The organism is Nocardia sp. NPDC041819 (assembly GCF_055590505.1).
The window spans coordinates 266547-293530 of record NZ_JBVJAP010000002.1; the positions used below are offsets into that span (position 1 = coordinate 266547).

Consider the following 26984-nt stretch of genomic DNA (forward strand, 5'->3'; position numbering starts at 1 on the left):
GTGAAGGGTTTGCCGGGATATGGGTCGGTCGTTGCGGGTGGATACCGACCTGCTGCGAGCGCTGACCCCGGAACTCGCCGCGATCGCCGACGTGGCGCAGGAGGAACTCGCGCGCCTGAAGCAAAGGCTCGCCGCCGAGGGAAAGTGCTGGGGCGACGACGAGCCGGGCCGGATCTTCGGCGACAGCTACGAACCCGCGGCCGACAAGGGAATCACCGGCTTCGAGAACCTCGTCCACAATCTGCGCGGAATGAGCGGCAGCGTCGCGGATGCCGGCAACGTGCTGGAGGACCAGGACCAGAACATCGGCTCCCAACTTCGCGATCGGGATCCGTTCGGCTCCGATCCGGCCTATAACGTTCCCTTCGAGCGGCCGCAATGGCAGAGCCCGGCGCCCTATCGCCCCGTCGCCACGCCGGATGCCGCCGTGCCGGACTCCGCTCGCGACGCCATCGCGCCCGTCCCGGCGTCCAACCCCACCACCCCGGCGTACGACTCCGCCGCTCCGGCATCCGACCCCACGGCCGCACAGGGAAACCCGCAGCCCGGCTACCAACCGACCGCGAATCCGATCGCGCCCGGCCGGACGGACCCCGGCGACTACGGCCCGGTCGAGAGTCCCGGCTCACCTGGACAAGAGCCGTTGCCCAACTCGGCCCCGACGCCTTCGATTCCGGATCGGCCGACGCCGACCGCGCGAGGAGCCGCGCCGACCGCGCGAACCCCGGCGTCTCCCGCCACTGCCACGCCGCCCGCCACCGGCTCACCCCCTGCGGCGGCGACACCCAAACCCGGCGTACCGCAACCGGGAGCCGTCCAGCGAACACCAGAAGGCCGATGGACGAGGCCGCCCACCGATTCGCCGTGGATGCGAAACGCACCCGGCACGCCGTGGTCGCGAAACGCTGGTGGTCCGCCACCGGGCCAGGCCTACCCGCCGCGCCGCAAAGGTCCCCGGCCCGACGCGGCCCAACCCGGGAACCCCGGCAAGGACACGAGACGGCGCAAGCCGAAACCGGCCCCGGCGGAAGCGAAGCGCTCCCGGATCCGGACGGATCCGGACGCCGTGGCCGCCGCGCAGGCGCTCGCCGCTCGCCATGGCCTCCGGATAGCCGGATTCGACACGTCCGGTGTGTCCAGGCCTACGGTCGACGAAATCGCGGCGGCCGTCGACGACATCCTCGGCAAACATCCCTACATCGAGCTGGCCGGGATAGAGATCGCCGACCTACCGGACGGTGCGGTGTCGCGTGTGACGTCGGCTCGCGCGACGCAAGAGGCGGAGGGTCCGGTCACCGGTGAGCGGATCCTGCTCGACCGTGTCACGGCGGCCAGCCCGGCGCTGCTCGAAGAGAAAGTCGAAACCGCGATTCGATCGGGCGAGCGAGTAGCCGGATCCGGTGAGCGGCCGATGTATTCGACCATCGTGCACGACCTCGGCCGGATTCTCGAAGCGGGTGCAGGGCGCCGGGTCCGGCAGTCGGCGCATCGGTCGTTGCTCATGGAGTACCAGCGCGTCAGCGGGCCGTGGGGCGGCCGTGACACGCTGGCCGTGATCGTCCGCGGTTACCGGCAGTGGCGCGCACAACTGATTCGAGCCTGCTTCTCCGGTGACCTTTTCGATCCCCGAGCGGCGGTCGTCGAAGGGTTCACCGAAGTCGAACTGCGCGGCGATCGCGCCTGCGGCCCGGCGAAGGTGCTGCACCGACTGGTCGTCGAGCACGCGCGCGGACGATCGAGCGCCTGATGGTGCAGATTCCGGACTATTTCCCCGGCTGGCTGACCGAGTTGGTGCTGGGGCACTTCCCGGAGGGGGATCCGGAGGCGATGCGGCGCAGCGCCGACACCTGGTCGGACGCGGCGAACGGACTCGTCCTGGTGCTGCATCGGCTCCAGCCGACGGTGGAGCAGCTGGAGAAGGCGGTCGAGGGCGAGACCGGTACGGAAGTACAGAAGCAATACCGCAAGATCATCGCCCACACCCAGGCGCAGATCGAGTTCAACAACGCTATGGCGAAGCAGCTGTACGACAACGCCACGGCCATCGAGTACCAGCAGTACGTCATCATCGGCATCGCGGGAGCGCTGCTCGCCCAGGTGATCATCGACATGGCGATGCCTCCGCCCGGCAGCATCGTGAAGGCGATCGCCGACCGGGCCGAGGCGAGAGTGGGGATGGAACTCGCCAAGCGTGACTTGGTGCTGACCATGCTGGGAAAGGCCGCGCGGTTCGTCGCCGAGCACCCACGCCTGGTGCTGGCCTCGAAAGGCGTGTTCTTCGGAACGGCGATCGGCGGCGGGGTTCCCTATGTCGCGCAACGCGTCCAGATGGCGCAAGGCCACCTGGAGAAGATGGATTGGAAGAAGGTCCGGATCGGAGCGGCGGCCGGCGCCGTCGGTGGGCTGGTCGGTGTCGAGGTCGGTCGTCGCGTCGCGCCCGTGGCGATCCGAACGGGCGGACGCGTGCTCGGCACCGTGGCCGCGGGCGGCGTAGGCGGTATGGCCGGCGGCTTGGCGGGTGGGCTGACCGCGTACGGATTGACAGGCGGCGAACTGCGCGGCAAGGACCTGGCCGCGATGGTGTGGACCGGCGCCGCCTCCGGTCTCGTCGGAGCCTCCGGGGCAGCTGTGCGGGCCGCGCGGACCGGGGCTTACACAGGAGTACCCGAACGGGTGGCTTCCGCGGATGGGGGCCTACCCCCCGATGTCGCGCCGATGGCGAAGATTTCCGCGCCCGGGGACGGTCAGCCGCCCCAAACGCAAACGGCGAGTCCCGAACGCGTGTCCACTGCCAGTGAGGTGGACGCACCACGGGCGAGGGGTCCCGAACCCGGGTTCGGGGATGGTTCGATGGACCGGCCGGGCGGCCTGACCCCGGAGATGATGGCCGAAGGCGAGCAGATCTTCCGCGATCTGTTCGACAATGCGGAGGGAGCGGACCGCCAAGCCCTCGCGGCGTTCATGAGAGGCGACGGCCCCGGGCAGTTGCCGGACGGGAGCGGCGGAACCACCCCCGGGAACGCGCCCGACTACCCGTCGGGCGGTCCATCACACCCCTACTCACCGTCATCCCCCGGACGCGGCGGCTCCTGGCCTGCGTGGGGCAGCACCGAGGTCGCGCGGGCGGGCAGCTCGGTCGCCGTGGCCGCACCTCCCGAAGGCGGTTCGGCCACACCGATGCCGACCCGTCAGGCCCAGATCAGCGATCCTCAGGTGCGTCCGGACCAGAGCGCGCAACCGGTCAACCCCGTGCTCGCCACCGAAGTCCTCGTCGACGGCAGCAGTTCTTACCCGGATCCTTTGCTGATCGAGCACGGACCTACCGGGGACATGTACTTGGTGGCGCCGGAGCAGACGACCGGTAACACGCCCCAGGAGATGACAGGACCCCGGCCTGCGGGCGAGACCCTGGAAAAGGGCGCCACCGCCGCTGAGGAACAAATCCTTCTCGACCTCGATTTCGATCCGGCGCTCCCGCGGCTCGACACCGCGACTCCGGAAGAATCGACTGCGATCGAACCCCCTGCCTCGGCGACCGCGCCGACACACGCCACACCGCAGCTGTCGCCGACAGCCGACGCGAACACTCCGCTCGCACCGCCGAGCCCACCGAAACAAGAGGTCGCCTCACCTACGGCGTCCGCACGCTCCACCACCGACGCGAACAACCCGGTCGCGTCGGCCAACCCACCGCGACCTGCTCCGGATGCCACGGCGCCGCCGACGCGCCCCGGGACCGACACGAACACTCCTGGGCTACACCAAAGACCACCGGAAGAACCCCGCACCCCATTTGCACACGGTCCCTCGGACCACACACCCTCTGCCGCACACCCGCACCCGCCGAACCCGATCCCCTTCGCCACACCGCCAGCGCTGTCGGGGCCCACCCCGGGTGGCCACCACGATCCGGCCGCCTCCACGAGCATGGCGACAGCACCGGCTGCGATTCCGGGATCCCTGTCAACCGATCCCGGGGAAACCCCACAGTCCGCCGCGGCACCACCGGCCCCCACCGCCGCGACCAGCCCGCCGGGCGACGACGACGAACCCTCCGCCGATCCGGAGGAGTTCCCCACCCCACCGGGCACCGTCGTGGACGACCCCCGGGAACACAACGTCCAGAAAGACCCGCGCGAGCACAGCATCTGGCAAGACCCACGGGACCACAGCGTCCAGAAGAAGCCGGCGGGGGATTACGTCACCATCCCCGGCGTCTCCTACCCGCTGGAGGACGAACCGCCCGCCGACGCCATACCCGTCATCCCGCACACACCCGCCCTGACTCCGCTGCCTGTCGATTCCGTCGGCTTGGGCCGCGCCTTCCAGAACCCCGACGACCCCGACTCCGCGTCGCCACGCCCTCCGGATATCGCTGATCCCCTGTCGGATCGCCACGTCGCCGCACCGGAAACAGGTCTGGACGCCGGGCTCGACAAACCGCCCGCCTCATTCACCATGCCTTCGCGGTATGCCACCGAACCGAACCCCGGGACCCCCGGTGCGCCGCAGACACCCGCGGGGCCGCACCTGAACCCGCATTCCCTCGAATATCACCAGGACCCCAGTCGTCTACCCGCCGTAGGCGGGGTTCCGCACCTCCAACCTGTCCCCCAACCGAGTGGGAAGACGGAGCATAAGCGCCTCATCGCCCAGATGGGTGGCGGCGACAAACCCAGACGACGCAAGAAGCAACCCTCGCCCGAACCGGAGCCCACACCACCCCAGCCGACGCCCGACCCCCCGGCACCCACACCGGAAACGGAACCGCGGCCGAAGCCTCGCAAGCGCGGCCAGCCATCCACACCGCCGGTCCCCGAGCGGCTGGTGGAGCGCGAGGGCGCCGAAACGACCGGAGCGATCGGTGAGGAAGGTCAGCGCGGCTCCACGACCGCGCCCGACGGCTCTGACCGTAAACGTCCGCAGTCGGGTGTCAGTTCGGAAAAGTCTGCCGGACAACCGGATCCGCGTTCGCTCCTGCAACGGGCACAACAAGGTGATCCAGCGGCGTTCGACGAGCTGCGCGAGCAGTACGGACTCGACACCCTCCACCACGTGCGCCGGGCACTCGGAGTGTCCGAGTCGCAGTCGACCGACCAGGACGAGCAATTAGCGCTGGCGGCGGGGGCGATCAACGGCACCGTGTTCCGGTTCGCGGAACAACAGCGGTGGCCTGTCCCCGCGGGGGAGGATGTGGGCAGTTGGTTGCGCCGCGTGGCGGATGATGCGGTCATCCAGTCCGGCGTCCTCGAGGCAATGCCGGACACAGCGGCGGCCGAATCGGCCGCGCCCGCCGACCTGCACGAAGTCTCCACCGGAAGACCCATTGCCATCGAGTCCGGTAACCGGGTGGACGCCACTACGGACGCGGGGCGTCCTGCCGCTCCGGTCGCCCGAGCCGTGGCCGCCGCGAGCGAAAGCGCGATCGGCCCGTCGTACGGCGTGCACGCGCCGGAGGTCGACAACGCCACCCTGGCAACTCCCGACGAGCAGGTCGGCGATGCCGCGAATGATCAGCTCCCGGTCGACAACTCCCCGTCGCTCGAACAGGGCGCCGACCAGGTGGTCGATGCGATGCGGCAGGCCGCGGAAGCGGTGCTCGCGGACTACTACGCCCGATCCGGACCCGATATTCCAGAGGCCGACCGGCTGAACAACCTTCCGGCTGCCGCCCTCGCGGAGATGCTCCGCAGCGAGGACTCCGCCGACGCCACGGCAGCGGTGATCGAGGTGATTCGCCGCGGCGAAGACAAGATCTTGCGCTGGACCCAGGTCGCCGCCGTGACGGCGATGCGTCGAGTCCCGGTGAACATGGACGCCGGAGAGGGTAAATCCCTGGTCTTCCTCGCCCATGCCATCCGCGAGGCCATCGAACACGGTGCCGTACAAGTCATCACCACCCGTGACAACCTCGCCAACCGCGAAGTTGCCAGATACGTCACGGTCCTGGCCGAGTACGGCATCGATGTCGTCCGCATGAACCCCGACCACGCCCCTCGGCCCCCCGAACCCGGCCGGCCAACCATCTACATCGGCACCCAGCAGGACGTCGGCTTCGCCGCGCTACGCGACAACTGGGTTCCCGGCCGCAGTGCGGCGATCGACGAGATCGACGAAGCCCTTGTCCACGCCGACACCCAGTACATCCTCTCCGATGGCGCCGACCAGTTCGCCGACGCCCCCATCGCCGCCCAGGTCACCCAAGCCCGCGATTTGCTCACCACGGCACTGCGCGACAATCAACTCACCGAAGCCGATTTCGGACGCACCCCCGGCCAACGCGGCGGACCGGCGCGGCTGACCGAGGACGGTAGGCAAAAGCTGGAGCAACTGCTCGGTCGTGCGCCCACCGAGACCGAATCGACCCGTATCGCCATGGCCGCCGCAGCACGGTGGGAATACGTGGAGAACGTGCACTACGTTGTGCACAACGACAGGGTGTTCATCATCGACCAGACCACCCACAAAGTCCTCTTCGATCCTCAGACCTCCTCCGAGAGCCGCTGGAACGGCGGCCTCGCGCAAGCCATCGAGGCCGAACACGGCTTGCGAATCCGCAACGACCCCGCCAGTTCGAAATCCATCACGGCGCAGCAACTGTTCAGCCAGGACAACTACGACCACGTGACCGGCGCTTCCGGCACCGCCGAGGGTTCCGCCACTCAGCTACAGCAGCGCTACGGTATGGACGAGGTCGCCAAGATCGACCGTTTCCACGAATCCCAGCTCATCGTCCACGCCGACAGCATCTCCCCGGACGAGGCCTCGAAGCTGAAGACTGCCGCCGCCGATATCAAAGCGATGCAGGAAACCGGCCGTCCGCAACTGATCCTGGCCGACCGCAACGACCTCGTCGATCCGCTGTCCGCCCTCCTCGACGGCCTCGACGTCGCACACACCGCCGTCGACGCGAAATGGTTCCTCGATCACGGCACCGATGCGGAGGCCGATCTGCAAGCGATCTTCGATCACGCCGGCGAACGCGGCAAAGTCCTCGTCATCAACATGCAAGGCGCTCGCGGCGTCGACATCCCGATCTCCGACGACATCCGCGAACTCCGCGGCCTGCACGTCATCGTCACGGGCCGCTCCGCCCGATCCCGCGACATCGACATCCAGGCCGAGAACCGCTCGGCCCGCAACGGCGACCCGGGCAGCGCCCGCTACTACACCTCACCCGAAGACGACCTCTACGCCCTGTTTCCCCATCCGCTCGTACAGACCGTCGTCGTCCAGTACACCCAGGCCGCCGCCGAGCATCAGACCCAGCCGACCCCCGATACCGAGGTCGCGCTCACCCAGGCCGAAGACTACCTCCGCGCCCTGGTAGACCCTCTGCAAGAAGTCGCGGCTCTCATACACCAGCACGCTCATTCACCCACCGACCACACCGCCGACACCGCCACCCGTGGACCACCTGCCGCACCTGCCGATCAAAGCTCCCGGCAACCACAACACCCGCCGCCTATCGGTTTCCAGCCGCCCAGCCCCTCACGGCAGGATGGTTCGGGACAGTCGCCACGTGCGGATGACTCCCCCGCGCCCAGCTCCGCCCCCGATGCCGGCACGGCTGTCACAACACACGAATCGTCTGAAACCGAGCAGCCGCAGCGGCCGCTGCGCGCTGCCGAAGAACAGCGCTTTCTCGACTGGTATCGAGGGCGGCCGGCCGATCGGTCAGGGCTGTCTCGCCAGAGCCTCGCGGAATATGTCGAAATGCACCATCTGGAACTCGATCAGGTGCGGCGATGGCTGACCCGGGCGGGGATCGAGGCGAGAAGTCACGCGGCGGAGCCCATCGCGCAGCTTCCATGGCCCGGCGAGGGCGACAAGACGACATGGCTATCGGAAATGCGCCGATATCTCGGGATAGCACCGGCCGAGATGGACGTGCTGGTAAATGCGGCTCGAGGCACCTGGGAGGCAATCGAACGGGGAGACCGGGACCTGGAAATCGAGCAGATCAGGGCCTTACTGCGTCGGGTACCCTACGCCCGGAGAATGTACACGGATGTGTCATCATATTACCCGGAGCTGCTCACCGATGACGGCACTGCCGCGTACCCCGAAGGTTATCAGGATATCGGTAAATATATTCGTTCGATGCGCACCGAATCGGGTCTTTCAGAAGAGGACTTGGCCGCTGCGGTAGGAAAATCGAGCGGCACGGTCAAGAAGTGGGAAATAGGCGACATCTGGCCCCCTGCCCCCACGGTTCAGATCATTGCCGAGGCCTCCCCGTTCTCACACAATGCCACCTATGAGGAGCTCGTCGAGTGTTTTACATACCTCCCCAGGGCGACCCTGATATTCCCCGACCCACGTGCCGTCGCATCCTTCGGTGAGTATCTCCGGCACTTCCTCCGGGTCAACCAGATCAAGGATTCGGACGCTGCGCGCGTTTTCGGACTCACACGAGTGCACATCGGGCGTCTCAAAAAAGGTGCAGAGATCGATGAACTGACTATGCTGCAAATCTACCGTGATGTGCTGCAGGAGCGGGGTGTCGAGCGATGGAATGACCTGGCCGAGGCGTGGGGTCTCACTTACCGGATGGACCCGGCAGGCGAGACCGTTCCCGATCCGGCCCTTTTCCCGACGGTCCACGATTGGCTGACCGCAGTACGCCTTTACTACGGAATGAGTCGATCGCAATTCGCGGCACGAACCGGAATAACGAAGAACACAATCTCCCGAAGAGAGACACGGACAACACCGAGCGTTGTCGCGCTCCGGCAACTTCGGGACACTCTCGAAGATTTCGATGAGCAACTACCGGGGGCACCCTTCACCAATGACACTTTGGTGAAGGGCTTGCAGCGGTTCTACGCACGCCAAGACGTGGGAACCGGAGACGAAGAGGATACTCGTCTGATCTGGGAACTGATAGCGACTCGGCCCGGATCCCCCGAGGAGCGGGGAATTCGGAGCCAGATTCTGGAAAAGTATCTCTGGATTGCGGAGGCAGCGCCACGGTATTGGACGGTACCGGGAGAGGAATACCGAGATCTCGTCCATCGAGCCCTTGAGTCGATCGGGGTGGCCGCCAGCACATTTGTTCCGCCTGGCGAATTTCCCAGGGCTGCCATGGCGAACGCCCGCTGGGCCATGAAGAATATCTACTACAAACAGATGTACGCGAATTTCGGTTCGAAGGACCGCGAGCTGATCTACAGCGTAGACACGTACATCAGGAACCGTACCGCTGCCCCCGGGGCGGCCGAACCCGATAACGCCGAGATCAGTGCGGCTCTCGGACTGGAGCTCACCGCCGTCGAGAAAGCGAAGCAGTGGCTCCACCTGCGCAAACCGATATTCCTGGATCAATCGAATACCGGCACCGAGGAAACCGACCGAGACGAGAGTGACGACACGCCTCCGGTGGATGTGGCGGCACCCACCGGCACCCGCTCCACTTCGGGAGATGAACTCTCGGATGAGAAATTCGCGGCGAAGCTGAGACAAGCTCTGCCCGATCTGTCCGACGCAGCACGGCGCACCATGCTGCTCTACCTCATAGAGGATATCTCGCTGGCCGAGTTGTGCACGCGACTGAATATCGGGCAGGAATCGGCCACGAAGCTGATGGCGACGGCCACCGAAAGGATCCGACAAGTTTACGTCGCCGAGCGTGACGGTGACCCGGTCGACGCCCCGCGCCCGGACGTCGGGCAGTCGAAGCCACCCGCGGAACCCACCGGCGACCCCACGCCGAGAGGGGACGACAGGCCGCACGATGATCCGGTGCAGGGCGAGTTCGCCCTGATCCGTGCAGCTCTCTCCGATTTCCCGGACGGACACATCGATGCCGCCGAAAAGATGTTGGCCGCGCTGCTGTCGACGACTCATGGGCGTACGCAGGTGCGGCACGGCCTTTTCGGAGAGCCGGGCAACCGGTGGGCAGTCGTCGAGGTGACCGAGGAATTCGACGCGACCTTCGACGTGGCGTCCGAACCTGCTCTGCCCGTGCGCGATGTACCCGGCCGATCAACGGAACCGGGCCGACTCACCGAGTTGCTCGACGAGAACGCCGCGGTGTGGGGCTACGAGTTGGCTCACCTCGGGCAACACGCCCGCAGCGGCCACGGTGGAAGAAGGAAGAGGTGGTTCAAGCTTTTCGAATCGCCCGGACAGCATGACCCGTCGAATGTACTGCCCGACCCGATCGTGAAGCTGAGCTTCGCGCGGGAGTCGGTGCCACGTGGCGTCGGGACCTCTCGCCATGCCGCGCGTGAGGTGCTGACCGGCGCGGGCTGGCAGGACACCGACCAGATCGAAGACGTGGTGCTGTCGGTCACCGAACTGGTCACCAATGTGCACGTGCACAACGCAGGGGACGCCGAGGTCCGGTACTGGCTGTTCGATGACGTGTTACGGGTAGAGGTCGCCGACGAGAGCCGAGGTTTGCCGAAGTGGCAGCCGGAGAGCAACTTCGCCGCTCTGGAGGACACCGCACAGAACAGCCCCGACGATGCCTCGGCCGACTTCGACGTGGACGAGTTCCTCGACGCCATCGATCTGGGCGCACTGATGGCGGGCCGGCGAGAACCGGGCATGCGCGGGCGCGGCTACGGGCTGCTGGACGACATGGCCGCCGCATGGGGCGTGGACATGGGCCGCACCGGGGGCAAGACGATCTGGTTCGAGGTTCAGCGCAACAGCCCACCGGGCACAGCACAGACCGATCCCGGAACGCCGGGCGCAGCGCCGATGACGCCTCAGCTCCCTCCGGACACACGGTCTGGCCAGGTATCGCAGGTACATTCACGGACAGAACCGGCGAACGACGATCCTCCAACCGAGCCGTCCCTGGCCGAAACCACGAGCGACGAGACGCCGTCGGTCCGGCCTGAGCAGCCGAAGCGCTCCGGCGGCGGCGGGCTGCCCGCGAGTGGAACCGAACCCTTCCACGATGTCGATCCCCGCGCCGCCCTGGACCTCCCGTCCGGCCCGAAACAGAATCGGCGGTTCGGACGCGGACGTGGACCCGATTTCCGAGTCTTTCATCACCACGAAAACGATCCGCTGGGCCGCCCCTATGGCCCGGGCGTGCCGCGTCGAGACGATGGCGAATCGAGCCACCGACAGTACGAGGTGGCTTCGCCGGATCGTCCGGATGCGGTGCGCCCCGAAGAAAGCACAGACATCGATTACATGCGAGTCACTGTGCGCGGCGGAAAGTTCTACCGCGATGGGCAGTTGTATACCACTGGATCCCTAGGTGACATCTTCCTCATCGGCACCGACCCGGACGACATCCGTGTGGCGCCCGCCACCGAGGCTACGCACGCGGCGCTGTATCGAACCTATCGAAACCGACGTGAAGGTCCGATCAGCCTTGGCGTCTGGCTGTTCACCGATGGTGAACCGGAGTGGATACATTTCGGCAGCGGCGCGTTCAGCAAGGCATCGCGGGATCCGAAGTTCGGCGCCTATCTGCGACACAGGCTGATCAGTTTCGACGTAGATCTCGACGGCGTCACCTTCAACGTCAGGAGCAAGGACAGCCAAGGCAGGCTGTGGCATTCCGATGCGGTGCGGACGACGGTCGGCTCCGTGATCGACTCCGGCGGGGACAGTGCCGAAAGTACGTTCACCGGGTTCGGCGATGACTACTGGGTGACCGTCACCGCCGTGGAAGCGATGCCGGATGGCGTGGCGATAACGTTGTCGTTCAATCCTGTGCTCGGCGCTCCCGGTTCGGTGACGCTCGTGCTCGGTCGCGAAGGCGGGGTCATCACCGCGGAATACACCGATATCGAACTCGGTTCGGACGCTGCCCTGGTTGCGGCAGCATTCACCGAGTTCCATTCATCTCGGCTCGAGCCCTGGCTGGCGGAGTCGGACGTGCGCTTGGCACTCCCGACTACAGCACTGAGCCCACCCGAACCCTCATACAGCTCGGACGGGGATCTGCCCTCCGAGCTCGGCCCGCAGGAGAAGCCCGGCCACGCCGCCGAACCAGTTCGCGACGCGGACAACACGTCCCGACAAGAGGCTGCGGCGGCGACCGCCGCCGACCGCCCCATACCGAGTAAGCCGCGGTCGGAGACCGCGGAAGGTGTCTCGGCCGGCACCGACGTGCCGGTCCCCGATTGGCAGTACGACACAGGTGTCAATCAGGCGATCGCGGCGCAGATCTACACGACCTTCGGCATCGAGGTGCTGGGGCTGGACAAGCTGGGGATTCCCGTCGAGCTGGCGCTGTCGGTCCGCAATGCGGTCGTCGACGCCCTCGCCGAAGACCCCGGTATCCGCGCTGCGGCGATCATCGTCACACCCATGGCACGTACAACATTCGGTGCGGTCGACACGATGCTGGGCGGGCGGGAACTCATCATTTTCCTGAACGAGAACTACCTGACCAGTCCGGACTATTTTCTCGAACTGACGGAGGCAGATTTCAGGAGCGGATGGACCGCGGCACCGACCGGCGATCCCATCTATGACAGACTTCGTCACGAGCTGGCACACCTAAGGGATCCCGACGATGTACGCTCGCACGGCAGCCCGCCCATCAGCGCATCCCGATACTCCCTTCTCGAAGAGCTTCGCACCTCGGGTTCGCTCGCATCGGATAGTCGGTTCGACCGTCGGCGAGATTATCGCAATCAGCTGGCACCCAGAGCCTTCGGGTACCTCTACGAGTATTTCGTAGGACTGCGCGAAAAAGGCGCTCTCGCGCCGGATTCCCGATTCGACGAATGGATGAACCAGCTCAATCGTTACAGTCGTGAAGAAAAGCCGGATCCTGCGGGCAAGCCGGGCGACGCGGTAGTCGAATCGATCCCGGGAGACGAAATCGATCCGAAGTCGGATCGTTGGGGCCGGTTGCCGGTTTTCAATCCGGCGGAGGCTCTGGCCGAGGCGAACGTATCTTTCGGCCGCAGCCAACCGACCGATCCGACGCATCCGGTCTTCGCTCTGCGGGAATTCTCGCGCGGCCGCACGGTCGCGGAGGCACTACGGGACTGGCCACAACACGCCCTGACTTCGTCCCCGCCCTACAACCGCGGATCCGTGCCTGCGGTTTTCGGATTCGTCGCGAGCATCGCGCCGGACGGCGCCGTTGCCGCGCTGGCCACGACGTGGAGCGGGATGAGCGCCGACGCTCGAGCGGCGTATCGGGCGACAAAGGAATCCGAATTCACGACACCTGGGCGAGACGGCACGCCGCTCTTCGTCCTCGACGAACTAGTTCGTATGCGGGACAAGCAGCAGGCCAGAATGGGCGCCGCGGCTCCCGGCCCCGCTGTCCCAAAGGGTGCCCATGACCATGGTTCGGATACTCCGGACGTCCCCCGGGGTTCCGCGGCGCATTCTCGACCGGATCCGAACAACCTTTCCGCGCGCGAGTCTCTTACCAATCCGCCGAACGGGTCCGCCGACCTGACGGAGTCAGCGGCACAGCCCCGCCCGAGCACTCCATGGAGCGGTCATCCCGACGCGGCGACCAGGCCTCCGACCACCGAGGCTCCGCGAACCACACCGTGGAATCGTGCCGCGGAGAGCGGGCCGACAGCGGATCCGGAACTCGCAGGCGGCGAAGCATCCCGGCCATCGACCGATACGAACCCGGTCGAGCTTTCGGGATCGATCGTCGTGCGGATGTTGGGCAAGGGAACCGCCGAGCTTTCGAAGCGTTCCACGATCAGCGGCCTGGTTACGGCCGTGGGGCCGGAAACCGATTCCACCCCGACAACGGCGATCGATGAAACCGGAGTGCGTCGGACTACCGCGTCGCTGGTATTACACGCGGTCGAAGCAGAGGAGATGAGCCATCCGACGCTGGCCGACGAAGTCGGCGGCTTCGCTCCCATCTCCATCACAAGCGGTGACCTCACCGCGCAGGTGATGATCCTCTATCGGATTTTCGCATCGGGATCCGTCGAAGCGATGATCATCTACGTTTCTCCGGTACAGGACAATGCCGGCTTCGGCACCATACGCGGGCTCATCGATTCCGCGTTGACGGATCGCTTCCCTGGCGCCACAATCGCGATCACCGAGCTCCATCAGGACGGCGCAGGCGAACCTGTCGAGCGGACGTTGCATCGCGGGAGTTGGGGTCGGGATGCTGCGCGGCTGCCCGCGCCCGAGCCAGCGCCCAGCGGGCCGACGGTATCCGGCACCGTGGTGGTTGAGACTGCCGAAGAACCGGCCGACACCGCCGCATCACCTGCTCCGGAGCGTACGGGCGCCGGTCGCGAAGCCAACAAGATCCAAGGCGCACCCAGCGAAAGCACGCGCGAAAACCCAGACGAACCAGCGCTGTCCGACACCGGTGTGGTCGACTTCGACTCATCCCCGCAGTCTCCTTTTTACGGTCGGGACGATAATGGTCGCTACATCGAATTCGAGTTCGACGATGTCTGGATCATCCCGGTAACTTCGTCCGACGGGAAGATCTCTGGTGCAGGATTTCCAGGGGACGAGCAAAATGCCGATGATATCCGAGCGTGGGGCCTGACGGACAACAGGCCGGGAAATCGAGAATTCATACCCGTCTGGCCGGTATCGGATGTGGCCACAAGAATGCCGGATATAGCTCCGACATCACAGTGGGCTGACGACCCGCAGTCCGAGAAAGCCCCGTACTTCGATGCCGAAACAAATGCTGAGCCGATCGTCTTGTTCGCGCATGCAGAAGAAGACGGCTATCTGATCAAGCTCGAAGATCGGCAGACTGGGCAGCGTAGGGGAGTCCTTGTCGACGGGGTCGTGTTCGGCCGCATTGTGTGGTCGAGTGATTACTTCCAAACCGCTCTTGCCCAACATCCGGGAAGTCAGTTGCTGCTGGTCGGGTGCAGCGCAGCGGCCGGAGATGCACACCGGTTGCTGTCGAACCATCTGCACAGACAAGGTTTCACAGGGGATGTCTGGGGCGGTCGCGACATTATGCTCACGAGCGATGAGGGGCATGTATGTATTCGGATCGAAGTGGCCCCGGACGGCACCATGGTTCCGCCATTCGACGTTACTCGCGCTCCCGGATCTCCTCACGAGGAAGCCCCGGCAGAGTCGCCGCCTCGGCAGGCGGCACAGCCGGAGGTGCGTCCGCCCAGCCAGGCGGCTGAATCGTCAGCTACCCCGGGCGGGCTCCCACCCAATCCGCTACCCCCAGGGGTAGAACTCTTCCACCATGTCGACCCCAACCCAATCGACGCCCACTTCCCACACCACCCACACGGCATCGGAGCGAACAAACAACGAAACCTCAACCAACACCTTCTTGAATTCCACCACCATGGCAACGACGATGACCGATTCTGGGACGAACCACATCCGGAGGGCGCACGACGACAACAACTGGAAGAAGGCACCCCCCAAACCGACCCCGACATCGCACGCGGGCGCGCCTTACGACCAGCCGACGCCGGAGCACTACCCCACGACAACCAGGCACACGATTCACCCGTCCCGTCCGATGAGCTGCCCGCAGATGTCCATCGCGCACACCAGGCCGAGCACGGGGTTCTCGTCGGCGGCGTCGGCGGCGTGCTCCGGCAATTGAAGCAAGCCGTCACCGCGGCGTACATGGATCTCGAAGGTGTCGAGGAGTCCGATCCTGTCGTCGAGGCTCTTTTCCAGGCGCCCAATGGGAACTTCGCAGCGCATTTCCATCAACTTCTACCGATCCAGCAAGGTGCCCTCGTCCTTCGACATCACCAAGGCCTCTCCGAAACCGAGACAGCACACGTGCTGAACGCGGTTGCGGAACCTACGACGCCAATCGGGGATGTCGTGACGCGGACCTTGGTGTCTGGTGCGGTACGGCGACTGGCCAGGTCGGTCGCCGCCGAGCTAGGCGTGCCTGACACAGACGACAAGCTGACCCCCAACGAGAACCAACACCTCGAATTGTTGGCTCAGGGGTTGACGGCCACAGAAATTGCGGAAACTATCGGGTGCGCTCCGAAAACCGCGATGGAAGTGATCGAAGGAATCGTCAGGAAATTCCGGGCCGAAAACAAGGCAGCGGCCGTAGCGGAGGCAACCCGCAGAGGATCGCTGAACCTTCTCGATTTTCCCGTTGCACAGAAGTATTCCATCGCACTATCGACGGACGACACGACCGTGCTGATGCTGACTGCGAAAGGATTCACGGGCTCGTCGATCGCGAAGATGATGACGGCGTCGACGAGCCGAACGGTATCCCCCGGAAGCGTGAAGGGAATCATGGACCGAGTCGGCCGCGCTTTCGGGATTCGCGATCGAGCCGGAATCGTTTCGGTCGCACTCCGGGAAGGAATCCTCGACCTCAATGGCTCCGATTGGTCACAGTGGGGTAATCCGAGCGGCGCCGAAACCACTCTATCCGAGCGCGAGACAGTGGTCCTCGAATTACTGGCCAGAGGTATGACGAATGCATCCATTGCCGAGCATCTCGAGTTATCACTCGGAGCCGTCGGAGCCTACCGCCAGAGGATACACAGGAAGCTTGGAGTATCGACTCGGGAAGCATTGGTGGACGCGGCCGAGCGTCGCGGCATGGACATCGCCGACCCGGCAGAGCCGAGCCCGCCCGAATTGTCCGAGCGTGAATCCGAGGTGCTCAGGCGGATTGCGATGGGCGCGGAATACAGCGAGATCGCAACGGAGTTCGGAATAGCCAAGGGCACTGTACTGACCTATGTGCGGAGAATCCGCGGAAAACTCGGCATCGGTCCGGAGTCCGACCTGGTAGAGGCGGCACGGAACAACAGTATCAACTTGGACGTCGACCTTGCTGCCTCCAATGCGGAGGCTGATCCCGCTTCCACCCCAGAAGAACCGGTACGTAATGCCTCGCAACCCCCGTATCCATCACACGATGATGCCGGTCGAGTTGCGTCCAACGAACACAACTCGGAGCAGACCGCCGAATCAGGGCTCGACTCATCGAAGACGAGCCCTCCCACATCCGCCGAGGAGCAACGGTTCATCCGATGGTTCCGGCGTCGACTGGTGGTCAAGTCCGGACAACCACGGCAGAGCTTGGCCGAATACATGAAGATGCACCACCTGCTGCCATCCCAGGTGGACAGGTGGCTGGCGAACGCGGGCCTCGGCTCGACCGAGATCACATCTGCACGGGGCGGACAGTTCCCCCGCCCCGACGGCAATGACCCCACAATATGGATGCGCGAAGTGCGCGAATATCTCGGCGTGCCGCACCACCAGATGGACGAACTGATCGACGCCGCGTGGATCTGGAAAGCAGCAGAACAGGGAAGCCGGCAGCTCAAGATCACACATGTGCGAGCCATCCTGCGCCGAGTCCCCGGCGCGCGCGAGACGTACATGCATGTCGCACGTCTGTATCCCGAACTCCTGACAGCGGATGGCGAGCCGGCTTACCCGGAAGGCTATACGCATATCGGAGAATACTTCGAATTCTGCCGACGATATCACAGCAGAGCGATCGAAACATTCTTCGGGCCCAGTCGCGAGTATGTCGAATACGAGACATATACGGCTGCGGCCGTCGCGCGCCTGGCCGGAATTGCAACCATCTCCTACACCAATCTATCGCAAGGCCGAGCTCGTCCGTCTAAAAATCTCGCGAAGAGATTGAATGCCATAATGCCACCACCTTACGAGGTGACCGAAGACGAAATATCGGAATGCTACCCATATCTACCGAGAGTAACTCTGATATACCCGCCCACATCCGTTGTCCAATCATTTGGGGAGTACATTCTTCACTTCAGAAAAATCAATCACCTGACCCGGGATGAGACCGAATCAATATTTGGCATCATAGAAATAAACAATTATCAGAACAATAGCACGAGGATTAGCGAACCTGCGCTACTGAGATTATATGATCGCGTGCTACATCGTGCGGGACCCTGGAACGAGCTCGCCGAGGCGTGGGGGTACATATATAGAATCGATCCGGCGGGGGAAACGGACCCCGATCCAGCCGACTACGATTCGGTGAACGATTGGCTCAGAGCCGAGCGCCTGTATCGCCGGATGACTCGGCCGGAGTTCGACGCACAGGTTGAAATAGATGGTCTAGCAGACCATCTCTCCCATGGACACAGGCCGCTTCTCACCCTGCTACGAACGATTCGCGACAAGCTGAGTATACGTCGAGACAGGATGAGAGCAGCCGTGCTGCTTTTTTACCAGCGTCGCGATCTTGCCACCTACACCACCGATGATGACGACCTGATATGGAAGCACATCGAAGCTCGGGTCGGATCGCCGGAAGAAGCAGCGGCCCGCGATCAGCTATTCGAGAGATACGCTTGGATCGCTGAAATAGTAGCCCGACGATGGCAGAATGTCGGTGAGCGCGACGACCTCGTGCAACGCGGAAACGAGAAAATTCTCAGTGCTATCCGTAACGCCGCTCCTGGTAGAAACTTGGGCTCCGTTTCGTTCGCAGGTGCTCTTTTTTCCATGCGCGACGCCTTTGTCGAGTCCCGCGATCCAGATTCGGATCGGAAAACGGTCCGGATGCTCCGCAAGATATCTGCGTACATCAACCGTCGTGTCGATGAGACCAGCCAGAAACCCACCGATACCGAGATCGCGCAGGCCACGAACTTTACCGTAGCCCAGGTAGTCGAGGCGAGAAGTTTGCTCGCGCGGCGGATGCAATCGTTGGACGAACCGATAGGTGAGGAATCCGGAAGAAGCCGACACGATATCAAGGCGCATTCAGTCTTCACAAACGAGGACGCATCCTCTTCTCAATTCTATGACGTGGAATTCGAGGACACACTGGACAGTGCGTTGTCGGGTCTCACCGAGCCGAACCTCACGAAGCAGGTAGTGCTCCATCTCATGGAGGACCAGGCTCTCGACGAAGTCGCCACTCTGCTCGGGATCACAACCGACCACGCTGCGCAGTTGCTCGAGGAAGCCCGCGGCAGGCTACGTACGGCATTCGGCAGGCCTGATGCAAAGAATGTTGCCGAGGGAGCGTCACCACAGACCGCTCGGCCACCGAGCAACTCATACGGCGGTGACCGTCCCAAACCTCACCAGGCGGCAAAGCCGCAGGTGGATCAGTTCAGCCAGCCGGCTGAACTGTCGACCGACCCGGAACAACAGCTTCCCGAGCGTCGCGGGCATGCCGAAGTGGTCGAGCCGATTGACGACGCGGGGTCGGTAACCGAATTCACCGGGCAGCCAGCCGATCCGAACCAAACGGCGGTTGCGCCGCGCCGATCCGCAATCACCCACGGTGAAGCGGATGCAGGGGGGGTACCGGCGGCCGGCGATCACGCCGCCCCGATTCCCCGGCCCACCGCTGTCCGGCGCGTCGGCCTGATCGGCGGCGTTCCCGACCTCGTCGATCCCTTCGACGACCGCGGCAAACCGTGGGATCGTGGCGGCCCGGTTCCCAAGCACAAACGAATAAGCAGGCTCGTGGAACCTCACGCCGACGGCGGTGGATTCGCCCGCGGTACGGAGCAGAGCAGGCGCGAGGAGAAAGCCGAAACGCATTCGCTGCCGGAGCGAGTGCGGGGAGAGCCGACGGCGTCGGTGCTCGCGGATACTGCCGAATCCGGACCGGGATTGGTTGTCGAGGCGGTCCCTCACGCAGAGCTCACGGCCGCACTCGCATCGTACGGCGACACCGGCGACGGATGGACAGGTGCGGACAGCACGTACTCACGGCGCTTGCCGGACGGTCGTCATCTGTGGATGTTCTCCGACACGTTCCTCGGCACCGTGCATCCCGACGGGTCCAGGCCCGCGACGAGCCCGATGGTGAAGAACACGTTCGTTGTGGACGACCAAGGCCGGATGTCGACCGTTCACGGTGGGACGGCCGACGCCCCGACAGCTGTGGTGCCCTCCCCCAAGGGACAAATGCTCTGGGTGGGAGGCGGATACGTCACGGGAGACGTCCTCAACATCATGCTGGTTCGGTTCGTCAACAACGACCCGGACGACCTGATGTGGGGTCTCACGTGGGACGAGAACGTACTCGCCAGATTCGACGCCTACGACCTCGGCCTGATCGATCTCACCCCGATGCCCTCGCAGGCAGGAGTCATGTGGTCGGCCTGGCTGGACTACGACGGCACCCACACCTACGTCTACGGCACCGAGGAATCGGGCAGCGACAAATTCATGCACGTGGCCCGGGTCTCCGGTGATGACCTTCGTGCGCGATGGGAATTCTTCGACGGCGAAGGTTGGACGCCGAACGAAAACGATTCCGCCCGCATCATGCCCGGCGTCGCCAACGAATACAGCGTGACTCGATGGCGCGACCGTTATCTGCTGATCACCCAGGACACCAGCGCCCCTTTCAGCGCCGAGATATGGGCGTATCTGTCGGATTCGCCCACCGGCCCCTTCACCTCGCCGACCTTGGTGTACCGAGCGCCCGAGGCCGGCGCCACCGGATCCTTCGGCGACCCGAATGTATACGCCTACAACGCACACGAACATCCCGACCTGCGGTCCGGAGACACGCTGATCGTCAGCTACAACGTGAACAGCCTCGACTTCGAGGGCGTCGTCGGCGACGTGTCGAAGTACCGACCACGGTTCGTCACCGTGAGATTGAACCCAGGATTCGGGTCTTCCAGCACAGAAGCTGCCGAGCGCACACCCGGGCCGGAGCGCGGGACGACACCGGATGGCATCCCAGACCAGGCCCCGGCCGAACCGATCACCCCATCGCAGTCTCCGTCACGGAACGAAGAACCGGAAGCTGTGGATGTCCAGCCCGCCGAACCCCTGACCGAGACTTCGGCCGCCCAACGCCGAGAAGCCGACCGATCAGAGCCGGATGCGCCCGATGGCCTCGACCCCGCAGCGAATCCCGTGCTCGCGGCGGTGCTGAACCCAGCCGGGGATCCTGCCTTCGCTGCCGGAGAACCAGCGGGAAACGCCTCGGTCAGTCGACCCGCCGCGCAACCGACGCCGCGTGGCGACGAGATCGAAACGACCGACCACCATGAGAACGGATCTCGCTCCGCAGGACAGCCAGGTGCTCGCGAGAACACCGACGGCGGTATTCGCATAACTCCCGCCGGCCTGATCGTGCCCGCCGACCCGACCAACAGCTTGATCGTGCCCGCCGCGCATGTGATGCCCGCCGATCCCTCTCTGGAAGAGCTCATGGAGCGGCTGAGGCCGTGGAAGGAGATCTTCTCGTACTTCTGGGAGTTTCCGATGCCGCGGGAGGGTGAGTTATCCGGCCGGGAGTGGATCGAAAGCAGCGAGCGAAAAGCTTGGATGAGGCGGCGAGCGATTCGACGGGCACCGCTCTATGCGGGGGTCGACGCGGCCGTACGGTTGACGCTCGGAGCCGAGCGACTGCTGATGGCTCCCAACGCGACTCCTGGACCCGGGACGATCCGGCAACGACGGGTCATTCCGGGCCGTGGCCAGATCGATGCGGAGAAGAAGCGGACCATGCGCGCCGACGCGGAGGTACGCGAAGCCAATCGCGCCGACGTGGAGGAGATGACGGCCTTCGAGAAGTTCTGGAGGAGAGTGTCCGGGGACGAGCTGCCCCAGACCAAGCAGATCCGCCAGGGCGAATTGGCTTACGTGGGAGGCCGCCTGCTTCGAGCCGAGGGGCACAACCTCATGGTGGCGGGCCGTTATGCCGCAGGCTACAACCTCATGGTGGCCGGACGTGATCCCGTCCTGACTCCGGAAGAGTACGCACTGTGGCTGATGTTCAGTCACGACGCACTGTGGACCGTGCACTATCCCGGCTGCCGCGAGCTGAAATCGCAATCCCCCGAATTCCTGCTCACGCGCTACCTGACGGTGGCCATCTTCGACAAGATCGCCTCCAAGCCGCTCGAAGTGCAGTACTTGAATGAGGTCGTCCGTCCGTATTTGCGCCGTCAGGGTGCGGCAGCCGGCCGGGTATTGCTCCACGAACTATCCCATCACCTACTGGATTCGAGTCGCTCCACCCTGAAGCAGCTCGGCATGCGGAACCGAAGGGGCTTCGGCCGAAAGGCAGAAACCGAGGTCGAGGAGTATCAGGACAACTGTGCGGCCTGCCGGAACTCCGCTGCCGATCTCCCCGCAGCAGGCGACCTGGGTGGCCGCGAAGCGGTCGACCGGCCGCTCCATGCGACGGAATCCGTGCAGACAGCGACGACCGGCATCGGCGACGACGCGGACGAGTCCGACCCCGCCGAAACGGCCTTCGTGGTTACTTTCGAGGCGGTTCTTTCGGAGTATCCCGCACTGCGGGAACTTCTTCCGGAACGAGAGTACCGGCACCTCGGCGGCGACGAGGGCGAGGAGATGCCCTCCGAGCTGGCCCGGTCACTGCACGAGGCAGGGGTCCGGTACGGCGAAAAGCACTCGGGATCTCAGAAAGACGTCTATCTGATCGGCGATTACGCGCTGCTGATACCCGAGCCGTCGCGCACATCGCTGGACTTCGTGCTCTGGCCGGACGAGTACCAGACGCTGCGGGCGATCGCGGAGGTGGCGCTGCCGGGCGAGCGGCTGCCGGTGCCACAGGTGCTGCACGTGGAGCGGGATTCCGACGGCCACATCATCTTCGCGATCCAGCGGCGGATCTACGGCGAACCGGTGGCCAACGTCTTCGACGATGAACTTCGCTCGGACATGTCGACTTTGGCACAGTTGTTCACCCGGATTCAGGTCCAGCGGGACTCGCTGCCACTGCGCAAGGGCTCGTTGCGACTGCCGGCGGACTATCCGGAATCCGGCGACTCGGTGGGATTCTTCCGGATGATGATGGAGTACCTCGAGCGCGTTTACCGGCATTACCGCGAATTCGAGCCGTATCGCGTCGCGTTCGATGAGTTGCGGCTCTCCGAATCGCTGGTCGAAAGCCTGGAGCAAATGGTCGGCGAACTCCGCAGCCAGCCGTTCCGCGTGCTCCACGCGGACATCACCACAGCCAACGTCTTGCGGACAACCGGCGGCGGCATGATCGTGGACTTCGGCCTGGCTCTGTACGGCCCACCAGATTACGAGGCGGCAGTAGCCAGGCATCGTGCCCCCGGTGCGGTTGACCGCGACCACATCCCCCTTCACCTGCTGCCATACTTCGGTCTTCTCGACGTGATGAGAGTCCTGCTCGACACGATCCGCCTCGTCGACGAAGCGACCTCGCCCGATCCCGACGCCGACCGGATCGAAGAAATGGCCGCAAGCGTGGCCTTGGCGCTCGGCTTCCCCCACCGATTGCAATATGGCGTTACTCGAGCGATGCCGACGTATCTCCAGATCCGCGACCTCGCTGACCGGTTGATACAGCAGACCGCGGCGCGCTCCGGCGCGTCGACGTCCACTGAAAACGACCCCGAGGAACCGCTCTTCGTGGTTACCGAATTCGACGAGCCGGTGTACGTAGTCACCGAACCCGACGAGCCGAGTCCGACCACCGCGCCGGACAACCATGCCCCGGCAGTGGCGCTCGACCTTCCGCCGCAGCGCGCCCGTGGTCTGGATGGGCTCGTTCTCGATCCGGCATCGGCGGTGTCGGATCCGTTCGGCGGTGTGCGGCGCGGTCTCCCCGACGGTGTGCTGGCGCATGCCGGGCATCCGCATGACCCGGAGGGCGGGGCGATGGGCGGTGGGCGGAGCGAAGCCGAGCGAATAGCCAACGCCGCGCTGTCGACCTTCCGTGCCGAGGCCACATTCGAAAGTCTCCAGAATTGGGCCGCACACCTCTCCGACGGCAATCTCGATCACCTGCTGGTCGGCTTCACCGGCAGGGTCACCGGCCAGATAGCGGCGATACATCGCGGCGAACCGCCGTCGGTGACCGACAGCGTGATCAATCCGGCACGACTGTTGAACGCGCTCGTGGCCGAAGCGACTCGCCGCTTCGGCGACAGCGTTCCTCCTACCGCGCCGACCACCTATGCGGAGTTGTTCGCCCTCGGGCCATGGCTTCAGGCGAAGCGACGCGCCATCGGCGAGCTGGACGACGCCATGACCGCCGTGCTCGACGCCGCGTACGCGGTGACCCGCACCGCCGCTGCGCACCGTTGGTCGGTGGACGCTTCGCATCACACGATTCCGTCACATCTCGCGGAAGTGGGGCTGCGGATCGAAGAAGCGGGACGGCACGACATCTGGCTCGAAGAGGATTCATTCCAGCCGTCTGCCGTCCCCACGGCGGAACATGCGCGGCTGGCGGAGTCCTTCGTACGGAATGTGGAGCACGGCCGAACGATGGCTCGAATGGTCACGGAGTGGGCCGGTCTTATGAATACAGTGCTGCGGCCACAATCCGGCGAGAGTTTTTCCCCGAGGTACACCACGATCTTCCAGTCGCTGCCCATCCACGCCGTTGCGCTGGAGCGGGCGCGAACCGGCTCCGACAGCCTGTTCGCCGCGACGGCCGCGACTGCCCTGCCGCATCTGCTCGATGCGGCGTTCTACCTGTTGCCCACCAGCAACTTCACCCTTGGACTCGACTATCTTCGTCAAGTCGACGAACTGCTGACCGAGGCCATCACTCGCTTCGGAAACCGGGTCGTCATCTACTCGCTCCAGGAAGCAACCGACGGCATTCGTCGACTTTACGAAGACATCACAGTCGCGGGCTCCCGCAGATCGCCCGAAGTCCGGTCACGGCGCATACATGAGACCCTGTCGGAATATTTCGACATCGGATCGGAGCCCGCCCTCGCCCACTGGTTCCACTGGGGAGTACGGGCGCTGTGGGGGCTGGGTAGTCAGAGCCCGGGAATCGAGTACGCCCTTGGAGATCACCGGCTGGATCGCGACCTGCCCTGGGACTGGGATACCACCGATGACGAGCGCGCCCTCGCGGCAACCGCAGTGGATCTGCTGCGAATAGTCCACGGTCGGGGAGCCGAGATTCGGTCATTGCTGGAGCACTGCGATGCCGCAGATCTATTCCAGACGGCCTTCGACATCGTCTCGAAGAATATGCGATGGTGGATGAAGCTCAGGACCTGGACCGGCGGGAATACACCGATCGGCAGTCTCTTGGCGGGCGCCACAGACTTCTCGGTATCCCAGATTCAGTTGGCGGTGCTGAGACAGTATCCGCACATCATCGGGGCCGCCGCCGGAATCCCATATCGGGCGCGGGATCTGGCGAATCGGCTATCGCTCGCCCGTGACCTGAGATCCCGCCGCGTCGCGCCCGAGCGTCGGCGTGAACTCGCCGCGCTGCGCGAGCAGCTGGCAGAGGTCAGACGCATGGCCCACCGACTCGCTGTCCCCGGCTCCGGTCCGCCACCGGTGCTGCTGGTCTCCTACGATCCCGTGACGGAAGGCGGCACGGGTCGAGCTGTCGTCTCGATCGGGGAAGCCGACCACGCATCCTTCATGGCGTTCAACGTCACCGCAGCCGATACACCTGTCACCGATCTGGCGTACTGGGCGGATCACGCCTGCCTGCAGTACGAGGTTGCCCAGCAGCACGCGCCACGGAACAACCGCATATCGATCATGTTCACTGTCGGCTTACCGCGCGGGTTCGAGGCGCCTTCGCACAGCGCCGGGCCGGACCCCACGGCCAGGGGCAACGTCATCGAAGCGCGAGACGTAGCCGGGGACATCTTGGCCAGGGAACTCATGTTCTACGACGCAACCCGCGAAATGGCCCTCGACAGCCGCGACGAGAGCTGGTCTCGGATGGTGCAGCTGTCCACCGTAGTCGGGCACGGCGACGGCATCGGTGTGCTGCGCTCGTCCGCCGAGACGCTGGCGCTCAGCAGCGCTGTGGACCAGATCGTTCTCGTGCCCGGCTCGGCTGACGACCGTCTCCTTACCGCCAGCCAGCTCCATACCGGTACCGAGCGCGTCTACACACTCAATCCCCATCGCGACCGAAACGGGGATCCCGGCACCATAGGACTGATCGTGGTCGGCCACGGCGCCGATATCGAATCCGCACCCGAGGCCGCCGGCCGTTCAACCGCTCCACTGATCGAGACGCCCACCACCGTCCGTGAGCTCACGCAGCTGCTCTCCGCCCACGAATACCGCCCCCTCGAGGGCAGCCGGGGATACGTCATGACGCACGACGAGGGCGTGGCGGTGTACCGAGCAGCGCAACCACTGCTCCATGACGCGCTGACGGGAACCTACAACACCACCGTCGTCCTCGAAGACCTCGGTTTGGTCCTGCGCATCGGTCAACCCGATACCGGCAGCTACGATCCACGTTTCGGGCCTGAGCACAGGACTCTGCCGGTCATCTCCCGATACGTTCGAAACGCACCGCAACTACTGCAAGTCATCACCGGCCGCATGCCGGACGGGCGCGTCGTCGACGGTTCAGCGCCGATTCTCATCGAAAGGCTCGCGCGGGGACAGAATCTCGCCGAGACTTTCCGGCGAGCCGACCGGAGAGCGATCCGGTCCCATCAGGATCTGATACTGCGGACCTTCGCGAACATCCACGGGCAGCTGCGCACCATACCGGAGAACCATCCGCTGCTGGATCAACTGACACCACCAGGCGTCACGAAGGGAGACACCGGCGGGTGGTACCTGAATCATATCGATTGGTACCTCGAGAATTTCTATCGGCGGCACCTCGATCGCTTCGGTCACCTGTTCGACGAGTTCGGCCTGCTCCGCGGAAACCCATTCGAGCCGCTGATCGATGACGCTCGATCGATGCGTGAGTCCCGTCACCACATCCTGCACGCCGACCCGAACGAGGGAAACTTCCTCATCAGCAACGAGCTACGCGTGACACTGCTCGACTGGGAGCTCGCCGTCAACGGCCCGAGCGCCTACGACTGGGCTCGGCTGGACCATCTCATTCCCGGCATCGAGGTGCCTCGTGCATTCGGTGGCCCCGACATGGTCAAATTCGCCCGGGTCGAGAAGTTCAAACGGGTCATGAACGACACCGTCAAACTGGCGCCGCTGGCTGCCGCCGGACAACTCACCCCGCAACTGATCGAATTCATCGAGACCGAATTCAGCGAGGCCGTCATCCAAGTGCGTCAGCTATCCGGTCACACCGACCTGCTGCCGCCACGCGCGGAACTCGAAATACTCCGATCCTGGCGACCGTGAAAGAAGGA

2 protein-coding genes are annotated in these 26984 nt (G+C 64.7%); both read left to right on the top strand.

All coding sequences use genetic code 11. From position 1 onward, the window contains the following. Positions 1–19 precede the first annotated feature (19 nt). Complete coding sequence (locus ACZ6DL_RS08120; protein ID WP_466049908.1) at positions 20–1747, top strand: WXG100 family type VII secretion target; 1728 nt, start codon at positions 20–22, stop codon at positions 1745–1747. Then, positions 1747–26976 (top strand): LuxR C-terminal-related transcriptional regulator, encoded by a 25230-nt coding sequence (locus ACZ6DL_RS08125; RefSeq protein ID WP_466049909.1) that lies wholly within the window; start codon positions 1747–1749, stop codon positions 26974–26976. Before ACZ6DL_RS08120 ends, ACZ6DL_RS08125 begins: the two co-directional genes overlap by 1 nt. Positions 26977–26984: the final 8 nt, after the last annotated feature.

Excerpts from the sequence above, each read along its gene's own strand:
- ACZ6DL_RS08125 (WP_466049909.1), top strand. The coding sequence starts at position 1,747 with ATGGTGCAGATTCCGGACTATTTCCCCGGCTGGCTGACCGAGTTGGTG.
- ACZ6DL_RS08120 (WP_466049908.1), top strand. The coding sequence starts at position 20 with ATGGGTCGGTCGTTGCGGGTGGATACCGACCTGCTGCGAGCGCTGACC.